The organism is Lactococcus ileimucosae (genome assembly GCF_943193185.1).
Taxonomy (GTDB): Bacteria; Bacillota; Bacilli; order Lactobacillales; family Streptococcaceae; genus Lactococcus; species Lactococcus ileimucosae.
Genome location: NZ_CALPDE010000001.1, coordinates 205,630 through 232,346, shown reverse-complemented (window position 1 = coordinate 232,346; position 26,717 = coordinate 205,630). Strand labels below are relative to the sequence as shown.

At 40.6% G+C, this 26,717-nt stretch carries 23 protein-coding genes and 1 pseudogene; 20 read left to right on the top strand and 4 right to left on the bottom strand.

Annotation, left to right across the window (positions count from 1 at the left end; translation table 11 throughout):
• A pseudogene (locus NFR51_RS01010) lies at nt 1-708 on the top strand (hypothetical protein); the annotation flags it as partial.
• A 330-nt stretch (nt 709-1,038) separates the two neighbouring features.
• Here the strand turns inward: NFR51_RS01010 and NFR51_RS01005 are convergent.
• On the bottom strand, nt 1,039-1,998 hold the full coding sequence (locus NFR51_RS01005) for a LacI family DNA-binding transcriptional regulator (RefSeq protein WP_439108847.1): 960 nt from the start codon (nt 1,996-1,998) through the stop codon (nt 1,039-1,041).
• On the bottom strand, nt 1,995-3,404 hold the full coding sequence (locus NFR51_RS01000) for a sucrose-6-phosphate hydrolase (RefSeq protein ID WP_251711911.1): 1,410 nt from the start codon (nt 3,402-3,404) through the stop codon (nt 1,995-1,997). Before NFR51_RS01000 ends, NFR51_RS01005 begins: the two co-directional genes overlap by 4 nt.
• Before the next feature lie 150 nt (nt 3,405-3,554).
• Here NFR51_RS01000 and NFR51_RS00995 point away from each other — a divergent pair, with 150 nt between their 5' ends.
• Both NFR51_RS00995 and scrK read left to right on the top strand, forming a co-directional pair.
• Complete coding sequence (locus NFR51_RS00995) at nt 3,555-5,501, top strand: sucrose-specific PTS transporter subunit IIBC (protein ID WP_251711910.1); 1,947 nt, start codon at nt 3,555-3,557, stop codon at nt 5,499-5,501.
• 8 nt (nt 5,502-5,509) lie between these two features.
• Complete coding sequence (gene scrK, locus NFR51_RS00990; RefSeq protein WP_251711909.1) at nt 5,510-6,385, top strand: fructokinase ScrK; 876 nt, start codon at nt 5,510-5,512, stop codon at nt 6,383-6,385.
• Between the two features lie 103 nt (nt 6,386-6,488).
• Here the strand turns inward: scrK and NFR51_RS00985 are convergent, their stop codons facing one another.
• Both NFR51_RS00985 and NFR51_RS00980 read right to left on the bottom strand, forming a co-directional pair.
• Complete coding sequence (locus tag NFR51_RS00985) at nt 6,489-6,782, bottom strand: hypothetical protein (RefSeq protein ID WP_251711908.1); 294 nt, start codon at nt 6,780-6,782, stop codon at nt 6,489-6,491.
• Nucleotides 6,783-7,029: 247 nt separating this feature from the next.
• Entirely contained in the window at nt 7,030-7,995 is a 966-nt protein-coding gene (locus NFR51_RS00980; protein ID WP_251711907.1) for an asparaginase, read from the bottom strand.
• 267 nt (nt 7,996-8,262) lie between these two features.
• Here NFR51_RS00980 and NFR51_RS00975 point away from each other — a divergent pair, with 267 nt between their 5' ends.
• The 17 genes from NFR51_RS00975 (at nt 8,263) to tkt (ending at nt 26,296) form a co-directional block, all read left to right on the top strand.
• Nucleotides 8,263-9,675, top strand: coding sequence for a Cof-type HAD-IIB family hydrolase (locus NFR51_RS00975; protein WP_251711906.1), 1,413 nt, complete (start codon nt 8,263-8,265; stop codon nt 9,673-9,675).
• 102 nt (nt 9,676-9,777) lie between these two features.
• Nucleotides 9,778-10,431 (top strand): HAD family hydrolase, encoded by a 654-nt coding sequence (locus NFR51_RS00970; protein WP_251711920.1) that lies wholly within the window; start codon nt 9,778-9,780, stop codon nt 10,429-10,431.
• 70 nt (nt 10,432-10,501) lie between these two features.
• Nucleotides 10,502-12,469, top strand: coding sequence for a DHH family phosphoesterase (locus NFR51_RS00965; RefSeq protein ID WP_251711905.1), 1,968 nt, complete (start codon nt 10,502-10,504; stop codon nt 12,467-12,469).
• On the top strand, nt 12,466-12,918 hold the full coding sequence (rplI, locus tag NFR51_RS00960) for a 50S ribosomal protein L9 (protein WP_251711904.1): 453 nt from the start codon (nt 12,466-12,468) through the stop codon (nt 12,916-12,918). The genes NFR51_RS00965 and rplI overlap by 4 nt, the downstream gene beginning before the upstream one ends.
• Nucleotides 12,919-12,921: 3 nt before the next feature.
• Nucleotides 12,922-14,295 carry a replicative DNA helicase gene (dnaB, locus tag NFR51_RS00955; RefSeq protein WP_251711903.1) on the top strand — a complete coding sequence of 458 codons (1,374 nt, stop codon included), beginning with the start codon at nt 12,922-12,924 and terminating at the stop codon, nt 14,293-14,295.
• Nucleotides 14,296-14,403: 108 nt separating this feature from the next.
• Complete coding sequence (locus tag NFR51_RS00950; RefSeq protein ID WP_251711902.1) at nt 14,404-14,667, top strand: Veg family protein; 264 nt, start codon at nt 14,404-14,406, stop codon at nt 14,665-14,667.
• A gap of 305 nt (nt 14,668-14,972) precedes the next feature.
• A complete protein-coding gene (locus NFR51_RS00945; protein ID WP_251711901.1) occupies nt 14,973-15,746 on the top strand; it encodes a phosphotransferase family protein in 774 nt (257 codons plus the stop codon).
• A gap of 60 nt (nt 15,747-15,806) precedes the next feature.
• Nucleotides 15,807-16,460 (top strand): tRNA (guanosine(46)-N7)-methyltransferase TrmB, encoded by a 654-nt coding sequence (gene trmB / locus NFR51_RS00940; protein WP_251711900.1) that lies wholly within the window; start codon nt 15,807-15,809, stop codon nt 16,458-16,460.
• 3 nt (nt 16,461-16,463) lie between these two features.
• Complete coding sequence (gene nrdR, locus NFR51_RS00935) at nt 16,464-16,913, top strand: transcriptional regulator NrdR (RefSeq protein WP_202230941.1); 450 nt, start codon at nt 16,464-16,466, stop codon at nt 16,911-16,913.
• Between the two features lie 30 nt (nt 16,914-16,943).
• Nucleotides 16,944-18,107, top strand: a complete 1,164-nt coding sequence (locus tag NFR51_RS00930; RefSeq protein WP_251711899.1) for a DnaD domain protein — start codon at nt 16,944-16,946, stop codon at nt 18,105-18,107.
• A 2-nt stretch (nt 18,108-18,109) separates the two neighbouring features.
• Nucleotides 18,110-18,994, top strand: coding sequence for a primosomal protein DnaI (gene dnaI / locus NFR51_RS00925; protein WP_251711898.1), 885 nt, complete (start codon nt 18,110-18,112; stop codon nt 18,992-18,994).
• A complete protein-coding gene (locus NFR51_RS00920) occupies nt 18,987-19,703 on the top strand; it encodes an NADPH-dependent oxidoreductase (RefSeq protein ID WP_251711897.1) in 717 nt (238 codons plus the stop codon). Before dnaI ends, NFR51_RS00920 begins: the two co-directional genes overlap by 8 nt.
• Nucleotides 19,700-20,320: a pentapeptide repeat-containing protein gene (locus tag NFR51_RS00915; RefSeq protein ID WP_251711896.1), complete on the top strand. Its 621-nt coding sequence runs from the start codon at nt 19,700-19,702 to the stop codon at nt 20,318-20,320. The genes NFR51_RS00920 and NFR51_RS00915 overlap by 4 nt, the downstream gene beginning before the upstream one ends.
• Nucleotides 20,321-20,514: 194 nt before the next feature.
• A complete protein-coding gene (locus NFR51_RS00910; protein ID WP_251711895.1) occupies nt 20,515-22,443 on the top strand; it encodes a BglG family transcription antiterminator in 1,929 nt (642 codons plus the stop codon).
• A gap of 1 nt (nt 22,444) precedes the next feature.
• Nucleotides 22,445-22,744, top strand: a complete 300-nt coding sequence (locus NFR51_RS00905; RefSeq protein ID WP_251711894.1) for a PTS sugar transporter subunit IIB — start codon at nt 22,445-22,447, stop codon at nt 22,742-22,744.
• A 51-nt stretch (nt 22,745-22,795) separates the two neighbouring features.
• Nucleotides 22,796-24,163, top strand: a complete 1,368-nt coding sequence (gene ulaA, locus NFR51_RS00900) for a PTS ascorbate transporter subunit IIC (RefSeq protein ID WP_251711893.1) — start codon at nt 22,796-22,798, stop codon at nt 24,161-24,163.
• Between the two features lie 129 nt (nt 24,164-24,292).
• Nucleotides 24,293-26,296: a transketolase gene (tkt, locus tag NFR51_RS00895; RefSeq protein ID WP_251711892.1), complete on the top strand. Its 2,004-nt coding sequence runs from the start codon at nt 24,293-24,295 to the stop codon at nt 26,294-26,296.
• Nucleotides 26,297-26,717 lie beyond the last annotated feature (421 nt).

The window sequence follows — 26,717 nt, the reverse complement described above, 5'->3', positions numbered from 1 at the left end:
GTACGTAATGGCTTACCTATCCTTGGTGAGATGGAGCCGGGTCAAACATTCTCTATGCGTGGGACACAGTACCGCTACCTTGAAGACAAGGGTGATGGAAATCATCTGATCATGACAACAGCTCATCAAATTAACAGTGCATGGAATACCAATGCGGGTGTAGACAGCTATAATGGTTCAACTTTAGATAATAACATGAAGAACTGGCATGATAATCTGCCGAGTGTTATTCGCCGTCAAGTTCAACCTGTGCAAAAAGAGTTTACAGGGACAGGACCAGATGCGATGATTAATGACTCTTCTTGGATAACACCCAATGGAAATTTTGTAAGTGCAGCCATACCAATCGTAGGCACAGAACGAGCCTTTATTCTAGACTTTGAACATCCAGCCTTTACGGCTGCTTTGAAAAATGACTTTGCGGAGGTGGATCCTAACGGTGAGAAGAAGGCCTTTGCCCTTTCTGTAGCAGAAGTCAACCATCTTTCGGGGCCGGGGAAGGCTTTTCCAACCATGGCTTCAAGAAGCGCTCTCTGGCAGCTTCGTACACTATTCAGCTCCACTCATCCATGGGTTATAGTACCTGGAGTAGGTGTAGCAGGTTCATTTATTATTGCTACTAATAGCCCTATTACGGATTCGGGAGTTTTACAAACAGCTAATCTCATCCTCCGCGACCAAGACGGCGCATGGACCTCTAGTTTGTAACTTTTCTTGTAGCGCTTACATTCTTCAAATCAAGAAAAGGCACACGGAGAGAACGACAGCATCTCTGTAAGAAACGTTTAATTGTATAATAAAGGAAAAGAAAGAGAGCTTGTGCAAACAAGCGCCAAAGAAACCGTTTAGGACGGCTGGCTTTGTTCAAACTAAAATAGACCAAAAAGTTTGGTCTATTTTTTTATATTTTTACAATCGCAATAAGGGGCGTGAACACAATATCAAGGGCAAGCTGTCTAAAACAACCCAAAAATGTGCCTTTTTAGCTTAAGAGGGCACTACATGCAGAAGTAGCCTCCCCGTAAACCTTCTTGATTTTTATAATTCGCCAATGTGTAATTTAACAGGGAGCTGATAGCTATGTGCGAGTGTCTCGCCAGCAATTTTCTTAAGAAGGAGTTCCACAAGAAGTTCTGCCAAGTCACTAATCGGTTGCTTGATGGTTGTCAGACTTGTTTCATAATTTTGAATGAACTCTGTCCCGTCAAAACCGATAACATAAGGCTCTTGATGAAGCTCCTGAGCGATGTTTTTGACAAGCAGTGCCATTAAATCATCTGTGCAAAAGATACCGTCAAATTGGTGCTCCAGTAAAGTTTGCTTAATCTGAGCGGACTTTCTTGTGACAGTTAAACTTGAAGAAAAGTTCAGGACACTTGCCTCCAGACCTTGTGTTTCAAGAGAAGAAAGAAAGCCTTCCCGCCGCAAATTTGTAATGGAGAAAGGGTTGTCCGTACTGCCGAAAAAGGCAATCTTTTTACTTCCGGTCTGAATCAGCGCTTCCGCTGCAAGCTGCCCTCCTTGAAAATTATCAGGGCCGACAACGGTTGTCTCAGGCGTTAGAAGACGATCGAACGCGACTATTGGCGCTTGAATACTGCTGTATTCGTCAGGTGATAAATTATGACTGCCATAGATAATGCCTTCGACTTGATTGGATAAGAGAAGGGACAGGTAATCGCGTTCTTTTTGCTTGTCGTGTTCAGTCAAGGCAAGCATGGACTTATAGCCTTTTTTAAAGAGCTCTTGCTCAATTTTTTCAATCAGCTCGGCATAAAAGATATTCTGAATATTTGGGAAAACCAAACCAATGAGTTTCAAAGATTTCCCTTGCAAGCTTCGTGCTGCAGCGTTTGGCGTATAGTGCAACTCTGCTATAGCATCCTCCACCTTTTGAATCGTATTACTGCTCAGATACCCCTTGCGGTTAATCACGCGCGAAGCTGTTGTTAAACTTACTCCCGCTTTTTTTGCAACGTCTTCTAGTTTTACCATTATTTTCCTAAATTCCAAAGTTTGACTTGTGTTGGACGACTCGCAGAAATTGTTTTGAGGTCTTTATCTGGAAAAACGCGTCCTGATAAGACTTTTTCCCCTTTATTGATAAAAATCTCAAAAATAGATTCATCAACAAAAATGTTCACTTGATGAATGTTGACCTCAACCTGCCGTTTTTCACTGCCACGAATCACGGTGACTTTTTTGTTTTCCTTATCAAATTTAATCAAAAGTGCACCATCCATTAGGTTAAGTTCGGTTGACTCTTGCGCAGCAAAATCAATTTCTAACTCATAGGCATTTTCCTTTAGGCTTACTTTTGATAAGTTTAAATCTTGTTCCTCTTGCCGCAGGCTTTTAAGAGCTTCTACAGGGTATTGATAGAGCTTACCATTTTTTAAGCTCAACTCTTTGACAAGGGATAAGGCACCTTGATAGCCGTAAGCATCTGTTGCATAGTTTGTGTCAGGTAATCCCAGCCAAGAAATAGCCAGAACCCGACCATCTGGTGCATTGAAAGCCTGAGTCGCATAACAATCAAAGCCATCATCCAAGTTTATTAACCTTGAGGGATTGACCAACTCTGCACTGTTAGCATCAAAATGTTCGGCTGCTATGTACATATTTGGGTAGATGTTGTCATAAGCGCTGATTGTCTTGTCCAGTCCTTGCGGGCAGAAAATCAAAACAGGTTTTTCATCAATAAACACTAAGTTTGGGCATTCAATCATATAGCCCATTTTATCACTTGTAAATTTCAAGTTGTCTACTTTTTGCCAACTTCTTAAGTCCTTGTTTTCATTTTTATAGAGCTTAATAATCCCGTTTTCCTGCAAATCTTGTCCACCGATTATAGCATAAATACAGCCGTCATGTCTAAAAATTTGGGGATCACGAAAATGTTCAGTAACCTCGGAAAAATCAGGCGCGATGATTGGCTTCTCTAATTTATTGAGCTCATTTTTTTCGTTTAAAAATGCCCCCAGTTGATAAGGAATGCGCGTCCAATCTTTTGTACGATGGTTGCCTGTGTACATGAGAAAGAGTTTTCCATCAATAGGCAAGGCAGATCCAGAGTATGCGCCGGCATTGTCAAAGGTGGTGTCTGGTAACAAAAGGACATCGTCCTTTTCGAAATGCACCAGATCCTCACTTGTCAAATGAACCCATGATTTCAGTCCGTGAACCGCACCAAATGGGAACCACTGATAAAATAAATGCCATTTCCCATTATAGTAAGAAAAGCCATTGGGATCATTGAGAAGTCCTGTTTCCGCTTCGATGTGAAAACGAGCGCGCCAAGGAGATCGAGAAACGCTCTTCTTCAAAGCTTCTAAATAATCAGCAGAATAGCTGTCATAACTTCTGTAACGTTCATTTCTTGTCCAAGTTTGAGTGTTTTCCATATTTTCCATATACTTATGATAAACGTTTTCTCGCATAAAATCAAGTTGTAGATTGGTGGATTAATTTAAATATGATAAACGTTTGACATAAAAAATGAAAAATGCTAAACTAAGCTTTGTAAATGAAAAGAATTTTGAAAGGATAAACATATGAACCACAAAGAAGTTGCAGAGCGGGTGCTCAAAGCTGTTGGCAGAGATAATTTACAAGCTGCTGCGCATTGCGCGACAAGATTGCGCTTGGTTGTAAAAGACAGTGGCACAATTGACCAAGAAGCCTTAGACAATGACCCAGATTTGAAAGGAACATTTGAAACTGCCGGACAATATCAAATTATTGTAGGGCCTGGGGATGTTAACGTTGTTTATGACGAACTTGTCAAAATGACCGGAGTTTCTAAGGTGTCTACAACAGATTTGAAAGAGATTGCAGCGAGCCAAAAACGGCAAAGTCCATTGATGGCTCTCGTTAAACTCTTGTCAGACATTTTTGTTCCCTTGATTCCAGCCTTAGTTGCGGGCGGTCTTCTTATGGCACTTAACAATGTATTTACAAGTGCTGGACTTTTCGGACCAAAATCTCTGATTGAGATGTATCCGGCTTGGAAAGATGTAGCAGGAATTATTAATACAATGGCAGCTGCGCCATTTACTTTCCTTCCTATCCTGATCGGTTATTCTGCGACAAAACGCTTTGGAGGGAACCCTTATCTCGGTGCAGTGATGGGGATGATTCTTGTTATGCCGAGTCTCGTCAATGGTTACAATGTTGCTGAAGCTGTGGCAAATAATACGATGCCTTACTGGAATATTTTTGGGCTTAACATTGCACAAGCAGGTTACCAAGGACAGGTTTTACCTGTCATCGCCATTGCCTACATCTTGGCTAAGTTGGAAAAATTCTTCCACAAACATTTGAATGATGCGGTTGACTTTACTTTTACTCCCTTACTTTCTGTTATTATTACTGGATTTTTATCTTTTACAATTGTGGGGCCAGTTCTACGTACGGTTGCGGATGCTTTAACAAATGGTTTAGTTAGCTTTTATAATATAGCAGGTTGGCTTGGAATGGGAATTTTTGGTTCTTTCTATTCAGCTATTGTTATTACAGGACTTCACCAAAGTTTCCCGGCTATCGAAACCATGTTGATTGCGAATCTTCAAAAAACAGGTCAGGGAGGAGATTTTATCTTCGTTGTAGCTTCCGCTGCTAACATGGCGCAGGCTGGAGCGACATTTGCCATCTTCTTTATCACAAAAAACAAGAAAACTAAGGCTCTTGCAGCACCATCAGGTGTATCTGCCTTACTTGGTATCACTGAGCCTGCACTATTTGGCGTGAATTTGAAGTACAAATATCCGTTCTTCATTGCGCTAGGAGCATCAGGTATTGCCAGCTTGTTTATGGGACTTTTCCATGTGCTTGCTGCAAGTCTAGGATCTGCTGGTATTTTGGGCTTCATTTCCATCAAGGCCGGCAGCATTCCAATGTTTCTTGTTGGAATTCTGATTAGTTTTGTATTAGCCTTTGTGGTAACATATATTTACGGAAAACCTATTGAAGCGAAAAAGGCAGCAGTTGAAACACAAGAAAAGAAGGACGAAACTGTTGAAACAGTAACAGCCTCAAAAGGTGAGAGTCAAGAAATAGCAGCTCCCGTAAACGGTGAAGCTCTTCCGCTCAATGCTGTCAATGACCCTGTCTTTTCGAAAGAAGTGATGGGAAAAGGAATTGCGGTTAAACCCTCTGAAGGTCAAATTTTTGCACCTGCTGATGGTGAGATTGTGATTGCTTATGAAACAGGACACGCTTATGGAATAAAAACAGCGCAAGGTGCTGAAATTTTGCTCCATATCGGAATTGATACAGTTTCGATGGCTGGAAAAGGCTTTGAGCAAAAAGTAACTGCGGGTCAGACTGTCAAAAAAGGCGATTTATTGGGAAGCTTTGATAGAAAGGCTATTGAAGAAGCAGGGCTTGATGATACTGTCATGGTTATTGTCACAAATACTGCAGAATTTTCTGAAGTTCAGCCACTTAAGGAAAACACAGAAGTCAAAGTGGGTGAGGCTCTACTCGCACTGACTAAATAGGAGGTTTTATGACGAAATATTATGGTTCGATTGAAGCAGGAGGAACAAAATTTGTCTTAGCTGTTGGAAATGAAGGTTATCAAGTTGTCAAATCTCTACAAATTCCAACGACAAATCCAGATGAAACCGTTGAAAAAACGATTGAATTTTTTAAGCAAAATCCTGTTGTATCCCTCGCAATCGGCTCTTTTGGTCCCATCGATGTCAATCCGAACAGTGCGACCTATGGCTACATTACCACAACTCCAAAAGAAGGCTGGGCAAACTTTGATTTGCTGGGTAAGCTGAAAGCCGCGCTTGCTATTCCGATGGCATTCACCACTGATGTCAATAGTTCAGCCTATGGTGAAATGTTTATGACAGGGAGAAAATCACTGGTTTACTTTACGATTGGTACCGGAATTGGGGGAGGAGCAGTACAGGACGGCAAGTTTATTGGAGCTGTTTCTCACGCTGAAATGGGCCATCAGTTTGTCAAACGTCATCCAGATGATGTGGATTTTGCGGGCATTTGTCCATTTCACAAAGACTGTGCTGAAGGTTTGGCAGCAGGCCCGTCAGTTGAAGCACGATTGGGAATTCGCGGAGAGCACGTTCCAGCAGATTCACCGGTTTGGGATATTCAAGCCTATTACATTGCACAGCTTGCGGTCAATGCAACGTTGACATTAGCACCAGAAAAAATTGTTTTTGGTGGTGGTGTGATGGGGCAAGAACATATGCTTGAGCGCGTACATAAGCAATTTGAACAGCTGCTGAATAACTATGTGAACCTTCCTTGCAAGATAGAAGAATATATTGTTACACCAAGTATTAAAAATAATGGTTCAGCAACTCTAGGGAATTTTGCTCTAGCAAGCGAAATGCTAACGGAAAAAGATTGATTTTATCCAGAACTTGAAAAAACGCTTAACGATGTGCACATGAAGGCAGTCGTTGAGCGTTTTTATATCTTTCCCATATTTCTACTAGAAGATGTTTATTCTATTACTTGTTGTCTTGTACCCATGTTTTTTCGCCGTCTAGGGAGTAAACCGATGTTTCTTCACCATTTGCTCCATATTCAGTCATGCCACTAATTTCTTGGGCATTGCTTTCTTTCAAAGTTTCTTGAATATCAACTTTGGGCGCTGTTGCTTTGATTTCATCAAATTTTTTGAAAATTTCTTCATTTGAGCTTACGGATGCTCCTTGTTCTTGCATATTAGCATGTGCCACTATTGAACTGACGCCCAATACAGAGAGCAGGCTTGCCCCTAATACGATTGCTTTTAATTTCACTTTGTTGTCCTCCATTGTTGTGTTTTTTAAGCTAGCTTGATAGCATTTTACAATACTCACCTTTAATGAATCTAAGCGGTGTCCTAATATTAGCTTAAACCAAAGGGATTTGCTTTAGTGAGTAGGGGGCAAGCAAAAAAAGTTACTAAAAAGTAACTTTTCTAAATATTGTTAGAGTTCATTTTATATGGTGAGTCTTATAGAGTGGAGAGAAAGGCTGCTTTATCTTTTCACAGCTCCTCTTTTCTTAATTTTCAACAAAATTTTTGAGCTGCTCGCCATGGAGACCACCATTTAGACCAATGAGAAGCTTGATACGCGCCTTTTGTGAATTGACTTCGGGTGCAAACATGACACCAGCCTCCGCTAACTTAGAGCCACCGCCTTCATAAGCATAAACAGGTTCAGCGATACCATTAAAACAGCGGGACACCAGAACAACAGGGATGTCCATAGCAAGGATATGCTCCAATTTTTGTGCAGCTGTTGGAGGAAGATTGCCCGCACCAAGTGCTTCAATCACCAGACCATCAAGACTGCTTAGGTCAAAAAGATCAAAGACCTCACCAGTCATGCCGGCATAAGCTTTAACAATGAGGACTTTTCCTTGAACAGAAGAGATGTCAAGATGCTGGTTTTCACTGTCAGTATGGAAATAAAAAAGTTTGTGTTTTGTTGCTAAACCAACAGGACCGTGTGTTGGGGTTTGGAAAGTCGAAACATTAGTTGTGTGTGTCTTGGTGACATAGCGTGCAGAGTGTATCTCATCATTCATCACAACCAATACACCCCGGTCATGAGAAGCATCATCAGCAGCGACACGGAGGGCGCTGAGGAAGTTGTAAATACCGTCAGTACCAAGTTCGTTACTTGACCGCATTGCTCCTGTTAGGACGATTGGTTTACCTCGTGGAATAGTTGAGTCCAAGAAAAAAGCTGTTTCTTCAAGCGTATCTGTCCCGTGTGTGATAACAACACCGTCAAAATCTTCTTGAGCAAAAGCTTTATTAATCCGATTCTTAAGCAACAGCATTTCATTGGGAGTAATGTGGGGACTGGGGAGGTTAAAGATATCCTCGGAGACCATGTGAATCGAGTCAAGAGGCATATTTACAGCATTCATAGGATTCACTGCGTTCGGGGCTACGCGACCGCTGGCATCCTCAGCCATAGAAATAGTTCCCCCAGTATGCAACACTAAAATCTTTTTCATCAGTCATTTTCCTTTCCAAGCTCCTATCAAAACAACTCTATTATAGCATAATTGCAAGGTGCCAAGTGAAACGATTATTTTTATTTTGAAAAGAGTAACCTCCATAGGAACATCGAAAATTTGTGTGCAAAATATTTATCATTCATGGAAATTCAAGGGGAAAACTTGTATAATTAGTAGGATAGAGTCCTTGAACAGCATAAAAAGTTAAGCAGAAAACAAGGGCAAGTATAGAAATCATATAAGTATAGGGCAAGAAATAGGAAAATGGATATAAAAGCAGTATTTTTCGACTTAGATGGCACTCTTTTTACAGGAACAAGAGCAATTGCTCCAAGTACAAGGGTAGCTATTGATGAATTAAAACGTAAAGATATATTAGTTGGAATTGCCACAGGGCGAGGGCCTGCTTTTACTTTGCCCTTGATGGAGGAGCTCCACTTAGATTTTGCTGTAACTTACAATGGGCAATATATTTTTACACCAAAGGATATTTTGCATGCCGAGGAGATTGATAAGAAGACGTTGCGCCAGATTGTTCGTTTTGCAAAGGATCATCACCGAGATATTTCCCTTGGTACCGCCCATGGCGTTAATGGTTCAAAGCTTTTGAAATTTGGTGAAACACGCATGGCAGGTATTATTTCAGGGATACTGCCATCGGGTACTTCAGACATAGCACGGAACAGCTTCAAACATATTGTGCGCCGTGTTGTGCCTCAGTCAAATTTCTTGAATATCCTGCGTGAGCCGATATATCAGGTGATGATGGTTGCTACCCAGTCAGAAACACCGATGCTTGAAAAAGAATTTCCAAATTTGATGATTACACGGAGTAACCCTTATTCTGTAGACATGATTCCCTGCGACTCAGGAAAACTACGTGGGATTAAAAAAGTTGGTGAGCATTATGGCTTTGACTTTCAGCAAGTCATGGCTTTTGGGGATTCAGAAAACGACTTGGACATGTTGACACATGTGGAGTATGGTATTGCAATGGGAAATGCTTCAAAAGCCGTTAAGGAAAAAGCAACACATGTTACAGCGAGCAATAACCATGACGGTATTGCCAAGGCCCTTGCATATTACGGTCTCATTGACTTTTCAACAACGAATAACTTCATCTCCCGGGACCAAAACTTTAATAAGGTCAAAGAGTTTCATAGGATGATGGATGGACGGAGTCAGGAAATTCCACGAGCTTTCCCTCCTATGGAAGCAGGATATCGTGCAGGATTCAAAGTAGAAGAGATTGTAGAATTTCTTTATGCTTCAGCAAATGGTGACAGGGATAAGTTTGACGAACTGGCTGCAAATCTGCATACAGATGTTGATAAAGCAGTCGACAAAGTGAAGCGTAAAGCCAAAGCTGAACCTCCTCTGATTGGTGAAGTTGATGCACTGGTTGATCTTCTTTATTTTACTTATGGAAGCTTGGTGCTAGCTGGAGTGGATCCTTACGATATTTTTAACTTTGTCCATGATGCAAATATGGGTAAAATCTTCCCAGATGGTCAGCCCCATTTTGATCCTGAGACGCATAAAATACTTAAACCTGAGGACTGGGAAGACAAATATGCTCCAGAAGGAAAGATTGAGCGAGAGTTAGAAAGACAGAAAAGAATTGCTCTACGAAAAGCAAGATTAAGAGAAGCAGATAACAGGAAGAAAGAAAAATAAGGCGCTCTGAGCTAGCTTTTGCCTTTTCTGCATAATCTTCAATTAAAAAATATGTTATAATGGAGCAGATACAAGCAGAGGACTAGGGAGTTTTAGGTGAATATAAACAAGTATAAAGCGGTGATTTTTGACATGGATGGTGTTTTAGTTGATACGGAACAATTCTATGCTCAAAGGCGTGAAGAATTTTTTAGTAGCCACAATATTCCAATTCACCATATGAGACACTCGGATTTTATTGGTGGAAACATGCGGGAAATCTGGCCGCAAATTTTAGGTGTAGATTTTGACCATGAAGAAGCAGAAGTTTTACAGGCAGCCTATCTAGAATTGAAAGATAAGAAGCCTCTTCCCTATAAAGAACTACTTTTCCCAGATGTCAAGGATGTTTTGGAGTCCTTACGAGCAGACAAGTTCAAAATTGGTCTGGCTTCGAGTTCTGCTATGCAAGAAATTGAAGAGATGCTTGATATACATGGTTTACGACCATATTTTGAATCCATTCTTTCAGGAAATGACTTGAAAGCAACAAAACCTCATCCAGAGATTTATCAATTGAGCATGAAGGCCTTAGAGGTCAAGGCGGAGGAAACTTTGATTATTGAGGATTCTGAAAAGGGGATTACAGCTGGTAAAGCTGCTGGTGCTACGGTTTGGGCTATTAAAGATACACGCTTTGGAATGGAACAGTCTGCTGCAGATGCCTGGTTTCCTAACCTAACAGCAGTCAAAGAAGCACTGGAAGGAACACAGTAAAATTGTGGTTCCAAGGCCATTATAAATTACTGACACATGAGTTGAGTCAAATGCACAAAAGGAGAAGAAAATGAAAATTGTACAGAGATTTTCACCAGTGGCGATTGTATCAGCCATGGTTATCGTACAAGCACTGGAAAGTCTCTTGCTGGTCTTTTCGGGTTCACGATGGATAGCAGTGCTCTATCTTTTTCTTATGAATGTCATTATAACAGCTGTTATCTTACTCCAGGCCCGAAACTATCGTTTGAGAAGGGTTGAGTTTATCAGAAAAATAAATGATGAAGCTGAAAATTCACTCAATGCAACCTTGGACAACATGCCCATAGGTGTTATACGTTATAACAAAGAAACCTATGAACCTGAATGGTTTAATCCATTTATTGACTTGATTTATCATGGTGATGACCGTGTATTAGATAAAAACGAAGTCAAGTCAATCATTCAAAAATACCATGAGGAAAGAAATCAGTTTTTTACGATAGAGAAAAAGAAATACTTTATCACTTTAGACGATGAAAAAAATCTTTTATATCTGGCAGATGCTACATCAGAAGCAAACAGCCGAGAAAGCTTGCAAGAAAGTCGTGCAGTTATTGGCAGTATCTCGGTAGATAACTATGATGATGTTACAGATTTGATTACAGACAGCGAGCGTACCAAAGTAAATAGCTTGATTGCGAGTAACTTGGAGAGTTTTGCGAGTAAATATGGTTTTTATCTTCGCCGTGTATCAAGCAGTCGTTACTATTTTTTCTGTGATTACGGTATTTTGAGTAGAATGATTGAGGATAAGTTTTCTCTGCTGAAAGACTTCCGTAAAAATTCAGCCGAAAGTAAAATTCCATTGACCTTATCTGTGGGGGTCTCCTATGGTTGGAATGATTTTCCGAGTATCGGAAAAATCTCACTCAACAACTTAGAGCTTGCTTTAGTTCGGGGGGGAGACCAAGCTGTTCTCAGGGAAAATACACCTCAAGCCAAGACGATTTATTTTGGTGGAAATTCTGAAAGCCGTACCCAAAAGTCAAGAACACGTGCTCGAGCTATCTCAACAGCTCTCCAAACGATTATTAGTGAGAGTGAGGATGTCTTCATTGTAGGGCACCGTTTTCCCGATATGGATGCACTGGGCGCTGCGATTACGATGAAAAATTTTGTCAACTTATCAGGCAAGGAAGCTTATGTGGTTTACGATCCCGAACAGCTCATGCCAGAGGTCAGTCGGGCGATTGACTTGATCAATGAAACAGAGGAAGGCTTTGCACATATCGTTAAGTTAGAGAAAGCTTTTGATATGAAAACAGCCAACTCTTTACTCATCATGGTTGACCATTCGAAGATAAGTCAAACTCTAAATCTTGATTTTTATAAGTCCTTTAACAAGTTGATTGTTATTGACCATCATAGACGTGATGATGATTTCCCAGAGCACGCCCTACTTTCTTACATCGAATCGAGTGCAAGTTCAGCCAGTGAGTTAGCTGTTGAGCTTTTGCAATTCCATGAGTATAACTCTAAAATGACCGTAACAGATGCCAGTATTGCTCTGGCAGGTATTGAGCTTGACACGAAGCACTTTACAAAAGCAACAACGTCACGTACATTTGAAGTTGCAGCTTACCTCCGTTCACAAGGCGCAGATAACAACCTAATCAAAAGCATCTTAGCAACAGAGTTTGAGAAATATAAAAAGATTAATGAAATTATTCTCAATTCTGAATATGTTGCCCCGAGTATTGTCGTTGCTCTTGGGAAACCTGAACATAAATATGATAATGTTGCTACAGCTAAAGCAGCAGATACTTTGCTTGATATGGCGGGCGTTCAAGCTGCTTTTGCGATTACTAATCATCAAAACGGTTATATTTCCATCTCTGCGCGGTCATTCAAAGATTACAATGTTCAGACAATCATGGAAGCTATGGGCGGTGGCGGACACTTTAACGCAGCTGCTACCCAAATATATGAACGAAATATTGATGAAGTTAAAGAAGATTTAGTAAAAATTATTAAGGAAAGAGAGAAAGAACAATGAAAGTAGTATTTTTAGCAGATGTAAAAGGACAAGGAAAAAAAGGAGAAATCAAAGAAGTACCAACAGGTTATGCCAATAATTTTCTCCTAAAGAGGAAGTTAGCGAAAGTTGCAACGAGTGCAGCTATAGCCGAGCTCCAAGGCAAGACTAAGGCGAAAGAGAAAGAAGAGGCTGAGGAACTCGCTGCAGCTAAAATGTTGAAAGAACGCCTTGAGCAAGACGGTGTCATGGTGGAAATCAAGATGAAGGTTGGAGCGACAGGTCATACGTTTGGTGCTGTGGATAAGGCTGATATCGCAAAAGCACTCCAAAGTCAACTGGATGTGAAAGTGGATAAACGTAAAATTCAGCTGATCAATAAAATTCAAGCCCTTGGTGTTAAAGATGTTCCTATCAAGCTGCACCGCGATGTGACTGCTACAGTCAAGGTCAAAGTAAGTGAGAGATAAGAAATGCCTGATATTGATATTGTCAAAGCTCCACCACAAGATTTAGCCGCCGAACAAGCTGTTCTGGGGGCTATTTTCCTTGATAGTGACCGCTTGATTGAAGTAAAAGAATTCCTATCTGTGGATGATTTTTATAAAAATGCGCATAAGATTATTTTTCGCGCGATGGAGCATTTGTCGGATAACCGTGAAGCTATTGATGTTCTAACAGTTCGTTCCCTTTTAGAAAATCAAAATGATTTGGATACGATTGGTGGGATTTCTTATATTGCTGAACTTGCAACGGCTACTCCAACCGCTGCTAATGCTGCCTATTATGCAAAAATTGTTGCTGAGAAGTCACTTTTACGTCAGTTGATTAATAAATTGACACAGAGTGTGGAGAGAGCTTATAGTCAAGAAGATTCTGCAGAAGATGTTCTGGCGGAAGCTGAAAAATCATTGATTGATGTTCAGCAAGGACGGAACACGTCAAGTTTTCGACGTATCTCTGAAGTCCTGTCAATGAATCTGGATGAGCTGGAAGAACGAGCGAAGCAAAAATCAACTATTACAGGTATTGCAACAGGTTACCCAGCTTTGGATGCGATGACAACGGGCTTGCATGAAGAAGAACTGATTATTCTTGCTGCGCGTCCCGCCGTTGGTAAAACAGCCTTTGCTCTTAATATTGCACAGAACATTGGGACCAAACAGGACAAGACAGTCGCTATCTTTTCATTAGAGATGGGGGCTGAAAGCTTAGTTAACCGGATGTTGGCTGCTGAAGGAACGATTGAATCCCATAATCTGCGTACAGGCCAACTCAATGATGAAGAGTGGAACCAATACTTTATTGCTATGGGGACACTCTCAAAAGCCAGTATTTACATCGATGATACACCTGGTATTAAAATCACCGAGATTCGTGCACGCTCACGTAAGTTGGCTCAAGAAACAGGAAATTTGGGACTTATTGTGATTGACTATTTGCAGCTCATTTCAGGTACAGGACGTGAAAACCGTCAACAAGAAGTTTCGGAAATTTCTCGTCAGCTGAAAATTTTAGCAAAAGAGTTGAAGGTACCTGTGATAGCTCTCAGTCAGCTCTCACGTGGTGTTGAGCAACGTCAAGACAAGCGCCCTGTACTGTCTGACATTCGTGAATCGGGATCCATTGAACAGGATGCGGATATTGTTGCCTTTCTCTATCGAGACGATTATTATGAGCGTGCAGGAGGAGAAGATGATGATGACTTTAATGAGGTCGCAGAAGTGGATAATAAAGTTGAAGTGATTATCGAAAAAAACCGTTCGGGAAGTCGTGGTACAGTTGAGCTGCTCTTCCTAAAGGAATACAATAAATTTGCCAGCATTGATAATCGATATGCAGACTAGCATTTCTAGTGGTATTCGTGTTATAATGGATAAGATTTAAAATTTAAAATGGTAGGCTAGGCGGAAAACGCCTGCCTTTGCATTTCTAGAGAAAAATTGGAGAGTAAAATGGATAACCAAAATCAAAGTCAAGAAGTAGGAAAAATCGTAGATATCAGAAAACAAGTTGAAGAACATGTTGGGCAAACCATTGAAATCACATCACAATTTGGACGTAAACGTGAAAACCGTCACAAAGTCAACTTGATTGAAACTTATGCGACACACTTTGTGATTGAAAACATTCCGACACGTGGGCCAAAAACAACAGAGTCTTATCAGTACGCGGATATTTTGACACAAACAATTTTGATTCACTATCCAAATAAATAATTGAGTTACAATTTATTTGAGAAGTTTTTTATAGCATTATTTGATGCGTGAAACGCTTGATGAAAGCCCAATGAGCGGCTCACCCCGGAGGGGGGATGATGAAGTTTCTAGTAGTGAGAGTGCCAGCACTTTAGCGCTGTGCAATCTGCAGAATGGAAAACCACTGCTTACAATGTCTTGCGAATGTAATGGCTCTGGAGGAGGCGAAGCAGGTATTAGACAGTGTTGCAGACAGCTTCATGAGTACGCACTACTAGAACACTTCTCAAATAAAAAACATCCAAAATCCAAAGAAAGGAGTAAACATGACATCTTCAAGTCTATCAATGATGCCTGTCAAGGGGAGTTCTGGAAACGCTTATGTCGCTGAAAGTGACAATAAACGTATCTTTATCAAAAAAAACTGCAGTCCGTTTTTGACAAGTGTCTACCTTGAAGGTATTACGCCACAGGTCTTGTGGACGAAGCGTACGGCAGAAGGTGACATGTTAGCTGCCCAGCCTTGGATTAATGGCCATACTTTGAAACCGAATGAGATGAATGATTCTCGTATTGGCCAAATCTTGCGGCATCTGCACCAAAGTGAAAAGCTTATTGAAGCCTGTAGAAAGTTAGACAACGAGATCTTGTTTCCTGCAGACCTTTTGGAGCAAGTGCTGAGCAAGAGCTCGATTTTTGAGACGAATGGTTTCTTGGCAAATGTTGTTATTGAGCTATCGGAAAATCTTCCGGAATTAAAAACAACAGACATTGCTGTAGTTCACGGGGATGTAAACCACAAGAACTGGCTGGTTGATGACGAAAGTGATAAAGTGTATCTTGTAGATTGGGACACGGTACTTTTGAGCAGTCCTCTTGTCGATATCGCTCATGTTTTGACACATTATATAAAACCGGAAGAGTGGGAAAAATGGCTGCTTGATTCAGGTTATGATGGGGCAACGAATATTAAAAATGAGTTGATATGGTATGGGAAACTTTCGTTTTTGCGCCAAATATCAGAGTATATGGCGAGAGACCAAATTAAGGAAACGGAACAAGAAATATCACGTTTTCAGGATTTTTGTCGCTTGTTTTAAAAATTAGAGAATAAAATCAGGAGGCTTGCCTTCTTATTTTTTCAAAAAATAGGAGAAAAAATGCGCGTAAGAAATCGTAAGGGTGCTGCGGAGCACTTAGAAAATAACGCACATGTTGTTGTAGAAAACCCGGCAGACTTTAAGGGACGCTGGGCAGAACGCTTTGGAAATAATCATCCCATCCATATTGAAGTTGGATGTGGTAAAGGGGCTTTTATTACAGGGATGGCTGCGCAACATCCAGACATAAACTATATTGCCATTGATATGCAACTGTCTGTGTTGTCATATGCCTTGGATAAGGCTTTAGAAGCTAATCTTCCTAATGTACAGATGATGTTAGTTGATGGTGCAGCTCTGACAGAGTATTTTGAAGATGCGGAGGTGTCACGCGTTTATCTTAACTTCAGTGATCCATGGCCTAAGAAACGTCATGAAAAACGCCGTTTGACTTATAAGTCTTTCTTGGAGACTTATGAGCAAATACTGCCTGAAGAAGGAAAAATTCACTTTAAAACAGATAATCGTGGGCTTTTCGAATATTCTTTGGCAAGCATGAGCCAGTATGGTATGATTTTAGAAAAAGTATGGTTAGACTTGCATGCAGATGAGGAATTTGCCAAAGTCAATGTAATGACAGAGTATGAAGCAAAATTCTCAAGTAAGGGGCAGGTGATTTACCGTTTAGAAGCAAAATTCCCAAAGAGAGGTTAAGCTATGAGATGTCCAAAATGTCAATCTGAATCGTCACGAGTAGTGGATTCACGCCAAGCAGATAATATGATTCGTCGTCGCCGTGAATGTGAAAGCTGTGGCAATCGCTTCACAACTTTTGAGCGTATTGAAGAAATGCCGCTTTTGGTCATTAAACGAGACGATACACGTGAAGTCTTTAACCGTGATAAAATCATCACAGGAGTCGTCCGCAGTGCACGAAAACGCCCAGTGAGCAGCGAAGCTATCGAAAAACTGGTTGATCGTGTTGAACAAAGAGTACGCCAGTTAGAAAAAAATGAAGTACGTACAGAAGTTATTGGCGAATTTGTCATGGAGGAATTGATGAATTTGGATGACATTACTTATGTGCGTTTTGCCAGTGTTTATCGCTCGTTTAAAGACGTGAGTGAAATCGAAGATTTGCTTAAAAAGATTACCAAAAAAGACTAACGGTTAAAAAGAGAAACAAAAGGATGAACTATGAGACCAGGCGATTCATTTTCTATTCTAAATCGAGGAAAAGTCAGTTTTGATGCTGATACTTTTTCGCTGCTTTACTTGCCCATTATTGGTCGAGATGCATTTGGACTTTATCAACTCTTGCGCGTTTTTTCGACGGGCAAGATTTCTCATTTTTTAGAGTACCTTGATTTTGGACTCAACCCTTTCATTGATGCCTTAGACAAGCTTTCAGGAATTGGACTGGTGCGAGTTTTTGACCAACAGCCTGGCTATTTTTTAGAGGTTAAAAGTCCGCTGAGCTTTGAGGAATTTTTGGCAGACGATTTCTATAAACAGTTACTCATTTCGCGAATTGGTGAAAATAAAGTTCAAGCACTTGCTCAGAAAAATGAACCCAATGCTCTGGAAGTTACTAAAAAATTTCATGAAGTTTATTCTGTCAAATTTGAAAGAAGCAGTAAGCTTGACCAACCAGAAAAATTTGATCTCACTTCCTTTAAGAGCATCATGGAAAGTCAGCATCTGACTTTTTCTAATGAAAATCAGGATATTTTATCGCTCTACAGTCTAGCTGAAAAATTTGACCTAAATTGGTATGAACTGTTTAAAGCCGCAGAACAAACTGCCAATGCAGATAAAACTTTAAATATAGCCAACCTTGCAAGAACGCTGGCTGGAAAGTCTGAACCTGTACCGTCTTTGGCCGAATTTCCTAAAGGTTTTCAGGACTTGATCGTCATCAGTAAAGAAGTAACTCCTGCCGATTTTTTAAGCAAGCTGAAACAGCAAACGGGGGGCTTCGCCTCACAAGAAGAAATGAAAATTCTTAATCACTTGACCAAGCAAAACATAGCAGATCAAGTTCAAAATATTTTGATCCATTATGTGCTTATTCAGCAGGAAAAATCAAGCCTTAATTCAAGCTTTGTGAACACGCTGGCCAATGACTGGCTGCGCCATAAAGTTTATAATGCTGAAGCAGCGGTAAAACGTATCTTAGAACATCAGCAAAAGGCAGAAGAAAAACAAAAAAACAATAAAAATCACAAAAATCAGAGAAAATTGGTGAAAAAAGCACCTGAATGGTCGAATGCCAGCTATGTAAATACGACCAGTGCGGAAGATATTGCAAAATTTGAGCAGTACAAGGCTTCACGTCGCAAGGACAGAGAGGAGAAGTGAGCATGGAATCAATCGGAGAACTTTTAAGTAAGCGCCCAGATGTACGTGGAAATTTTGATAAACTTGTGTCTGAAGTCATGAAAAATGAACAGGTTCAAGCTTTTATTTTAGAAAATCAAATGACTGAGGATGAAATACAGCGCAGCTATTCTAAATTTTATGAATTTGTCAAAGAGCGAAAAAAATTTGAAAAGCATGAGAAGATGGCGGCTGATGGCTATGAGCCTGTCTTGATTATGAATCACGGTTATGCGGATGTTTCTTATCAAACTACAGCTGAGCTGGCACGCCGGCAAGAGGTAAGTAACCAGCTCCGCCGCGTCCAAATCATTGGCCTGCCTAGGGAGCTGAAACAGATTGATTTTTATGCGGATGTATTGACCGACAACCAAAATCAGTTTGACCTTTTCCGCAAAGTAGAAAACTTTATCGACAACTATCCACAAGAAAAAGGCATTTACATCTATGGGGATTTTGGTGTTGGAAAATCATACCTCATGGCCGCCATGGCGAATGAGTTAGCAAAAAAAGGTGTTTCAACAACCCTACTCCATTATCCGACCTTTATTTCTGACCTAGACTTTGATAATGCCAAATACTGGGTGAACGAAGTCAAAAAAGTAGAAGTCTTGGTCTTGGATGACATTGGGGCTGAGCTGAACAATGCTTGGGTGCGTGACAGTATCCTGCAAGTTATTTTACAGCACCGGATGCAAGAAAACTTACCAACATTTTTCACATCAAACTTAAATATGGCAGAACTTGAGCTGCATTTGGCCGAAACAAAAAAAGCAGATGAGATATGGCCGGCCAAGCGTGTGATGGAACGTGTAAAATATTTGGCGAATGAAGTTCGTTTGGAAGGAGCAAATCGACGACATGAATGAAACGATTAATCTGATGATGCAACACAGTTCTGTCCGTAATTTTACAGAAGAAAAGATTCCTGAACAAGTATTAAAAACAATTATTGATGCAGGACGTGCAGCGCCAAACTGGAAAAACTTTCAGTCTTATTCCATTGTCGTTGTGCAATCTCAAGAACAAAAAGATGCTATCTTCGCGCAACAACCACAAAAAGCAATTAAGAACTGTGCAGCTTTTTTGGTTTTTGTAGGTGATCTTCATCGTGCCAAAACAGCTGTAGAAATGAATGGCGGAGTGTTCCAACCAGAAGGTGTAGAGTCACTTCTTATCACGTCAGTTGATGCTGCCGTGGCGGGACAAAACACCTTACTTGCTGCACAGTCGCTTGGCTATGGTGGTGTCATGGTTGGTCTGATTCGAGAGCAATCCAGCGAGATTTCTGAACTTTTGAATCTCCCAGACTATACCTATCCGATTTTTGCTATTGCCTTGGGGAAACCAGCACGTGTAAACGCAGTCAAGCCTCGCTTGCCTTATGATGCTCTTGTTTTCCCAGAAAAATATATTGAGCAAGATGAAGAAGTCCTTCGCCAATATGATAAGGTCCAAGATGATTATGCTGGAGCGCGCCGCTTAAACTCAACTTGGTCGAGTCGAATGATTGACCAATGGGGAAAACCAGAAAATCCTTCAACAAGAGAAAATCTGACGGAGAAGGGACTTTTATGAAAGGAATCCTGCCTCCAAAACTACCCACTGAACTTGAAGCTGTAGATTTTAAAGATTTGGAAGATAATGAAGCTTATCAAGTGCACTTAAAAAACCAAGAAATAGACATCGCTCACAGACAATTATTCAGCAGCTGTCATTTGCAAAATGTAGGCTTTGAGCTGTCTGTGGGAGCAGATCTAGAGTTTACAGACTGTATATTTGAAAAATGTGACTTTTCAAACCTTAAGTTTTCCAAGTTTGGTTTTTACCGCTGTGTATTTAAGGATTGTAAACTCCTTGGGACAGAGTTTGCCCAGTCTTTTTTGCAAGATGTTCAATTTCAGAACAGTTTACTTAACTATGTAAATTTTTCAAGTGCCCGTTTGAAAAATGTGTGTTTTTCTGACAGTGTGTTAAAAGAAAGTCTCTTTATTGCGAGTCAATTTAAGCACGTGAGGTTTGAGGGAAATGATTTAGAAAAGGCTAATTTTTGGGAGACTTCCTTAGCAGGTATTGACTTTTCAACCAATCAATTTGAAAGGCTGGATATCAGTCCAGAACTGACCAAAAATATTAAAGTCAATCTGAGTCAAGTACCATTTTTTGCAGCTTTACATGGTATTGATATTGTTTAAGCTTTAGCTTTTTAAAACTTTTTATTTCATAATAAAAATCAAATCGCTTTGATGAAAAGCGATTTTTAACATAGAGGAAAACATAATTTTTGATAGAAGAGTCCAATGCACAAAGAAAACGTTTTCTTGTTTTGGGCTGAAGTTGTCATTTTATGAACTTAAAGTGCGTTATAATTTAGATGTGAGGAAAAAAGATGCTTAGTTATAACTTAGATATCCTATTGTTTTCAGAAAGACGTTTTTGGAAACTGAAAAAAATTCTTGAACTTACGGGCCTTAAAAGTCAGGAATTTCACAGGCAGCTTCGTGAGTTGAATCGTGCGTTGCAAGCTCAAAAACAAAGACCACTGGAATTTAGAGACGATGTCTTGGCCCTTCCAGAGCGCTTGGAAAATTTTGAAGCTGTCCGATTCAATATAGATGAATATGCACTTACCTTAAGTGAGTCTAAAAGGCAATGTCTGATTTACCTGCTGGTCTTCTCCAAACTTTCCGCACTATCCACAAGTAACTTCCAGACACTGCTCAATGTGAGTCGAAACACCGTCTTATCTGACATAAAAAAGTTACGACAACAAATAAACAAAGGGACGGTAAGTCTAGAATATTCTCGAAAGTCAGGCTTTTATCTGAAAGGTGAGGAGCTTGAACTTCGGCGAATAGCTTGGCGCTTTTTACAAGAGCTCCATGACGATAAAGATTACTATGTTTTATCAAAATATCTTAATCAAGAAAATAAGCTCTTTATTTATGAGGTGGGGCAAGAGACAAATCGATTAATCAGAGAACTGAAAGTTGAAGTTGTACATAGTCGTTATGTTTCAATGTTGATTTATCTGGCTCTGCTTCAAGCACGTCTCGGAAGCCTTAAACAAAATGTTCAAGAAGTTGAAGCCCTTGTTATCGGCATGAGCGATGGAAACTTTGACAAATCTGGTTTTGATTTTCTCTATCGTATCGGTTTTGAAATCATGGAAAATGTTATGAAACTCGCAGCTGTGGAGTTCGAAGACTTTACAAAGACCTTTGCAGCTTTACGGGCTCATCTTGTACCAGCATATTTTCGTTTGAAATATCATTATGAGATAGACAATGTACTTTTGCCTAAAATAAAAGCAGAGTATGCCTCACTCTTTGAATTAATGGAGCTTGCCTTAGCCCCTCTACGCGAAGTCTGTGGCAAAATTTCAGAAGATGAGCGTGCTTACTTTGTTATTCTCTTTGGTGGAGAAATTTATAAGAAGAAGCATGCACAAAATCTTCGTGCCATTGTCTTATGTGTCAATGGAGTGAGCTCAAGCTTAATCATGCGTAAACGTTTAGAAAACATGTTTCCTAATATGACTTTTCTTCTCAGCACAGCCAGCTCTGACTTAGACAATATTCCTGCGCATTCCTATGACATTATCTTTTCCACAGTCCCTGTTATGACAGACAAGAAACTATATGTCATGTCTGCATTTCCAGATATTGAGGAAGAAACAAAACTTTATAATAAAGTTTCACAAGATTTCAATCTTCCAGGTTTCTATAAACCGAGTGCTCAAGCTATCTTGCGTGCTATTGAACCTTATGTTGACATTAAAAGTAATGCAACAAAAAAACAGTTAACGCGGATTATAGACCGCAAGTTAAACAATAAAAAGACAGAAAGTGAGGCATTAGGGGTAATGCTTTCAGATTTATTAACTAAAGAAAAAATCCATTTTACAGATGAAAAATTAGACTGGAAATCCGCGATTACGCTTGCTGCACAACCCTTACTTCACCAAGGCGAAATCGAGGAGTCTTACATTTCAGCTATTATCAATCGTGTAGACGAGTTTGGACCTTATATTGACTTAGGGATGGGAATTGCGCTGCCACATGCGCGTCCAGAAGATGGGGTCAATAAGTTGGGCATGTCTCTTTTAAAATGTGACAAACCCGTATATTTGCAAGACGATCCCAAACATGAAATAAAAATATTTATCGTTCTTGCGGCCATAGATAACGAAACGCATCTTAGGGCTTTATCGACCTTGACACAAATTTTGTCAAATAAAGAAGAACTCAATAAAATGCTAAGAGCAGAAACGGTAGAAGAACTAGAACAAATTTTTTCAGAGAAAGAAGGAGAATAATATGAAAATCGCATGCGTATGTCAATCAGGACTAGGAACAAGCTTTATGGTACAAATGAACCTACAAGCACTTTTACAAGAGATGGGATTAGATGCCAATGAATTTGAACTCGACCATATGGATGTAGGCTCTGCAACACCTGATGCAGCTGATTATTTCTTTGTAGAGTCCACTTTAACGACAGCATTGCCTAATCTTCCGGAAGAAAAAATCGTACCCTTAACTTCAATTATTGATCGTGATGCAGCGCGTGAAGCTTTGGTCAAAGTTCTGGATGAAAGAGGAATTCCTCACAATTGAGAGAATATGCAGTAAAAATTAGTAAAAAATTAACTTAGGAGAACAAACAAAATGAATGGCGTTTTAAACTTTATTGTCTCTGTTGCGACAACTCCCGCACTTCTTGTTGGGCTGATCGCGATGCTTGGCCTTATTTTGCAAAAGAAACCAGCTACAGCTGTTATTCAGGGTTCTGTAAAAACTTTTGCTGGATTCTTAGTTTTGGTCGGTGGTGCTGGAATTTTAGTTGGTGCTCTCGCACCATTTGCGGACATGTTTCAACATGCCTTTAATGTTAAAGGGATTGTCCCAACAAACGAAGGTGTCGTTGCTCTGGCTTTGGTTGAGTATGGAACACCAACGGCTTTAATCATGCTTGTTGGAATGATTGTCAATATCTTGCTGGCCCGCTTTACAAGATTTAAGTACATCTTCTTAACAGGTCAGGCTATGCTCTATGTTTCTTGTATGGCAGCGGTTATTCTTGTTTCAGCAGGAATGGGGCAAAGTTGGCAAACCATCCTTCTTGGGGGTATCTTTGAAGGAACACTCTTGACTGTAACTCCAGCGCTTTGTCAGCCTTTCATGCGCAAAATTACAGGAACAGACAATGTTGCTATGGGGCATACAGGAAATATTGGTTATGCTCTTGCGGGTTGGTTAGGAAAGACACTGGGCAACCCAGATCCTGAAAAATCAACAGAAAAACTTAACATTCCTAAATCACTTGGGTTTTTACGTGACTCAACTGTATCAATTTCCTTATTGATGGCCGTGGTTTACATTCTTCTCGCAATTGCTGCAGGACCAGCTTATGTTGAGGGTGAGCTCTCTGGTGGGACAAACTTTGTAATCTTTTCACTCGTTCAAGCAGGGACTTTTGCAGCTGGTTTCGTTGTAGTCCTCCAAGGGGTACGTATGATTTTGGCAGAAATAGTTCCAGCCTTCCAAGGAATCGCGCAAAAGTTAGTCCCTAACTCAAAGCCTGCTTTGGATGTTCCTATCGTCTTCCCTTACGCACCTAATGCTGTATTGATTGGCTTCTTCGTTTCATTTATTACAGGATGCTTGTCAATGGCTGCCATGCTGGTCATGGGAACAACAGTTATTATTCCAGGTGTTGTTGGACATTTCTTCTGCGGGGCTGCTGCTGCAATCTTTGGTAATGCCCATGGGGGCCGTCGTGGTGCAGTGATTGGATCATTTGCGAATGGCTTACTCTTGTCATGGCTTCCGCTTTTCATCATTCCATCATTGGGCGCCTTTGGCGCTGGAGCATCAGCAACTTTTGCCGATACGGACTATCTGATTCCAGGTATTATTATTGGCCGTGTTGGAGAAATGGGAACAGCAGCTATTGCTACACTCATTCTCGGTTTCTTAGCTGTTGTTTTAATCCTTAGCGCAGTTTTAAATGCCCGTGATAAATCAAAAGCTTAAACTCTTGCAAATGCACACAAAAATCAGTTTCCATTGAGGAAATCTGATTTTTTAATAAGGTGAAAATAAAAAACGTTTTCAATTATGTTATAATAAGATGTATGATTAAAAGATAAAATGGAGATAAGTATGTTCGACTACACTGATCAGTTGGCTGTAAATTCAATCCGTACATTGTCAATGGATGCAATCCAAAAGGCAAACTCTGGACACCCAGGTTTACCCATGGGGGCAGCGCCAATGGCTTATGTACTTTGGAGCAAATTCTTGAATGTAAATCCACAAACAGGACGTAAGTGGTCTAACCGTGATCGTTTTGTTCTTTCCGCGGGTCATGGTTCAGCAATGCTCTACAGCCTTTTACACTTAGCAGGCTATAAAGTATCAATGGATGATTTGAAAAATTTCCGTCAGTGGCAATCAAAAACTCCTGGTCACCCAGAAGTTGACTGGACAGACGGTGTAGAAGCTACCACAGGTCCTTTGGGACAAGGTATTGCAAATGCGGTTGGTATGGCAATGGCTGAGGCGCATTTGGCAGCAACCTACAACAAACCTGGTTTTGACATTGTGGACCACTATACTTACGCCCTCAATGGAGATGGCGACCTTATGGAAGGGGTTTCGCAGGAAGCAGCTTCATTGGCTGGGAAACTGAAACTTGGAAAACTTATTCTTTTCTACGATTCAAACAATATCTCGCTTGATGGTGACTTGGACAAATCATTTATTGACGACATTAAGATGCGTTTTGAAAGCTATGGCTGGCAACATATTTTGGTTAAGGATGGCAACGACTTGACTGAGATTGCGGCAGCAGTAGAACAAGCAAAAGCAGAAACAGAGAAACCAACAATTATTGAGGTGAAAACGATAATTGGTTATGGTGCTGAAAAACAAGGAACTTCAGCAGTACACGGTGCACCACTTGGCGCAGAAGGCATCGAATTTGCCAAGAAAGCTTACGGCTGGGATTACCCAGAATTCACTGTGCCTGAGGGAGTCACTGAACGTTTCCGTCAAACACTCAATGCCCGTGGTGAGGCACTAGAACAAGTCTGGAATGATACCTTTAAAGCTTATGCTGAAAAATATCCAGAACTTGCAGAGCAATATGCAAAAGCATTTGAAAATGAAACACCTGAACTTGAGTTAAGTAAACATGAGTTGGGAACAAGCAAAGCATCACGTGTCACATCACAAGAAGCTATCCAAGAACTTTCAGCACAAATGCCGAACTTTTGGGGCGGTTCCGCTGACTTGTCAGCGTCCAACAATACAATGGCTAAAAACGATACAGACTTCATGCCAGATAACTATGCAGGCCGTAACATCTGGTTTGGTGTCCGTGAGTTTGCCATGGGTGCAATCATGAACGGTATTGCCCTTCATGGGGGAACACGTGTTTATGGTGGTACCTTCTTCGTCTTTAGCAATTACATGCTCCCAGCAGTACGTATGGCTGCCTTGCAAGAACTGCCTGTCACATATGTTTGGACACATGATTCCATCGCTGTTGGTGAAGATGGCCCAACACATGAACCTGTTGAGCAGCTGGCTTCAGTGCGTGCGATGCCAAACTTAGACACTATTCGTCCTGCAGATGGCAACGAAGTTGTTGCCGCATGGCGTCGTGCAGTTTCAAGTAAAAAACGCCCAACTGCACTGGTTTTGACACGTCAAAACTTACCAGTACTTGAAGGAACAGCACAGCTGGCTGAAGAAGGTCTAAATCGTGGTGCCTACATTCTCTCTAAAGAAGAAGGTGAGCTTGAAGGAATTATCATCGCTACAGGTTCAGAAGTTGCACTTGCACTTGAAGCGAAGAAAGAACTTGGAAAAGGTGTCCGTGTCGTGTCGATGCCTTCAATGAATATCTTTGATGAACAATCTGCAGAGTACAAAGAAGAAATTCTTCCGAAAAATGTATGCTGCCGCTTGGCTGTCGAAGCAGGTACAAGCTTCGGCTGGGCCAAATACATCGGTTTAGCTGGAGCTACTGTAACAGTAGACAAATGGGGCGCTTCAGCACCTGCAAATGTTATTTTGCCAGAATACGGCTTTACAGTAGAAAATGTTGTAAAAACATATAAAGAAATGAAGGACAATTGTCCTAAAGGGTGCTGTCAATAAGGCACTCTTGTGAAAAATTTTAGTTGCCCCTAAGGGAGCATATTATGTTATAATAGTTTCATGCGATGAGTCGATGTTCTACTTTGGTAGATTATTGAAGCACAGGAGTTCTGGAGCATTAAGTTGTTCGTGCAGGAAGCATGAGAACTTGTCAGTGTGTGTGAACCGCGCTGACACAGCGAAAGTTGCCTGAAAAATTACCTCCCATTTGGGAGGTTTTTTCGTTTAAAGAACACTATTTATTTCCCCTCTAAGAATCTAGAAGAGTTTCTTAAGGACAAAGTGGTGAAACTTTTGAGAGGGCTGATATCGAAAGTATAGCTGTTTGGCCATATCTCCTAAAGTCTGCAAAATGAATTTAGCAGAAGGTAAAGATGAGACCAATGAAATAAGGGCATGAGAAACTTTTATTTACTATTTA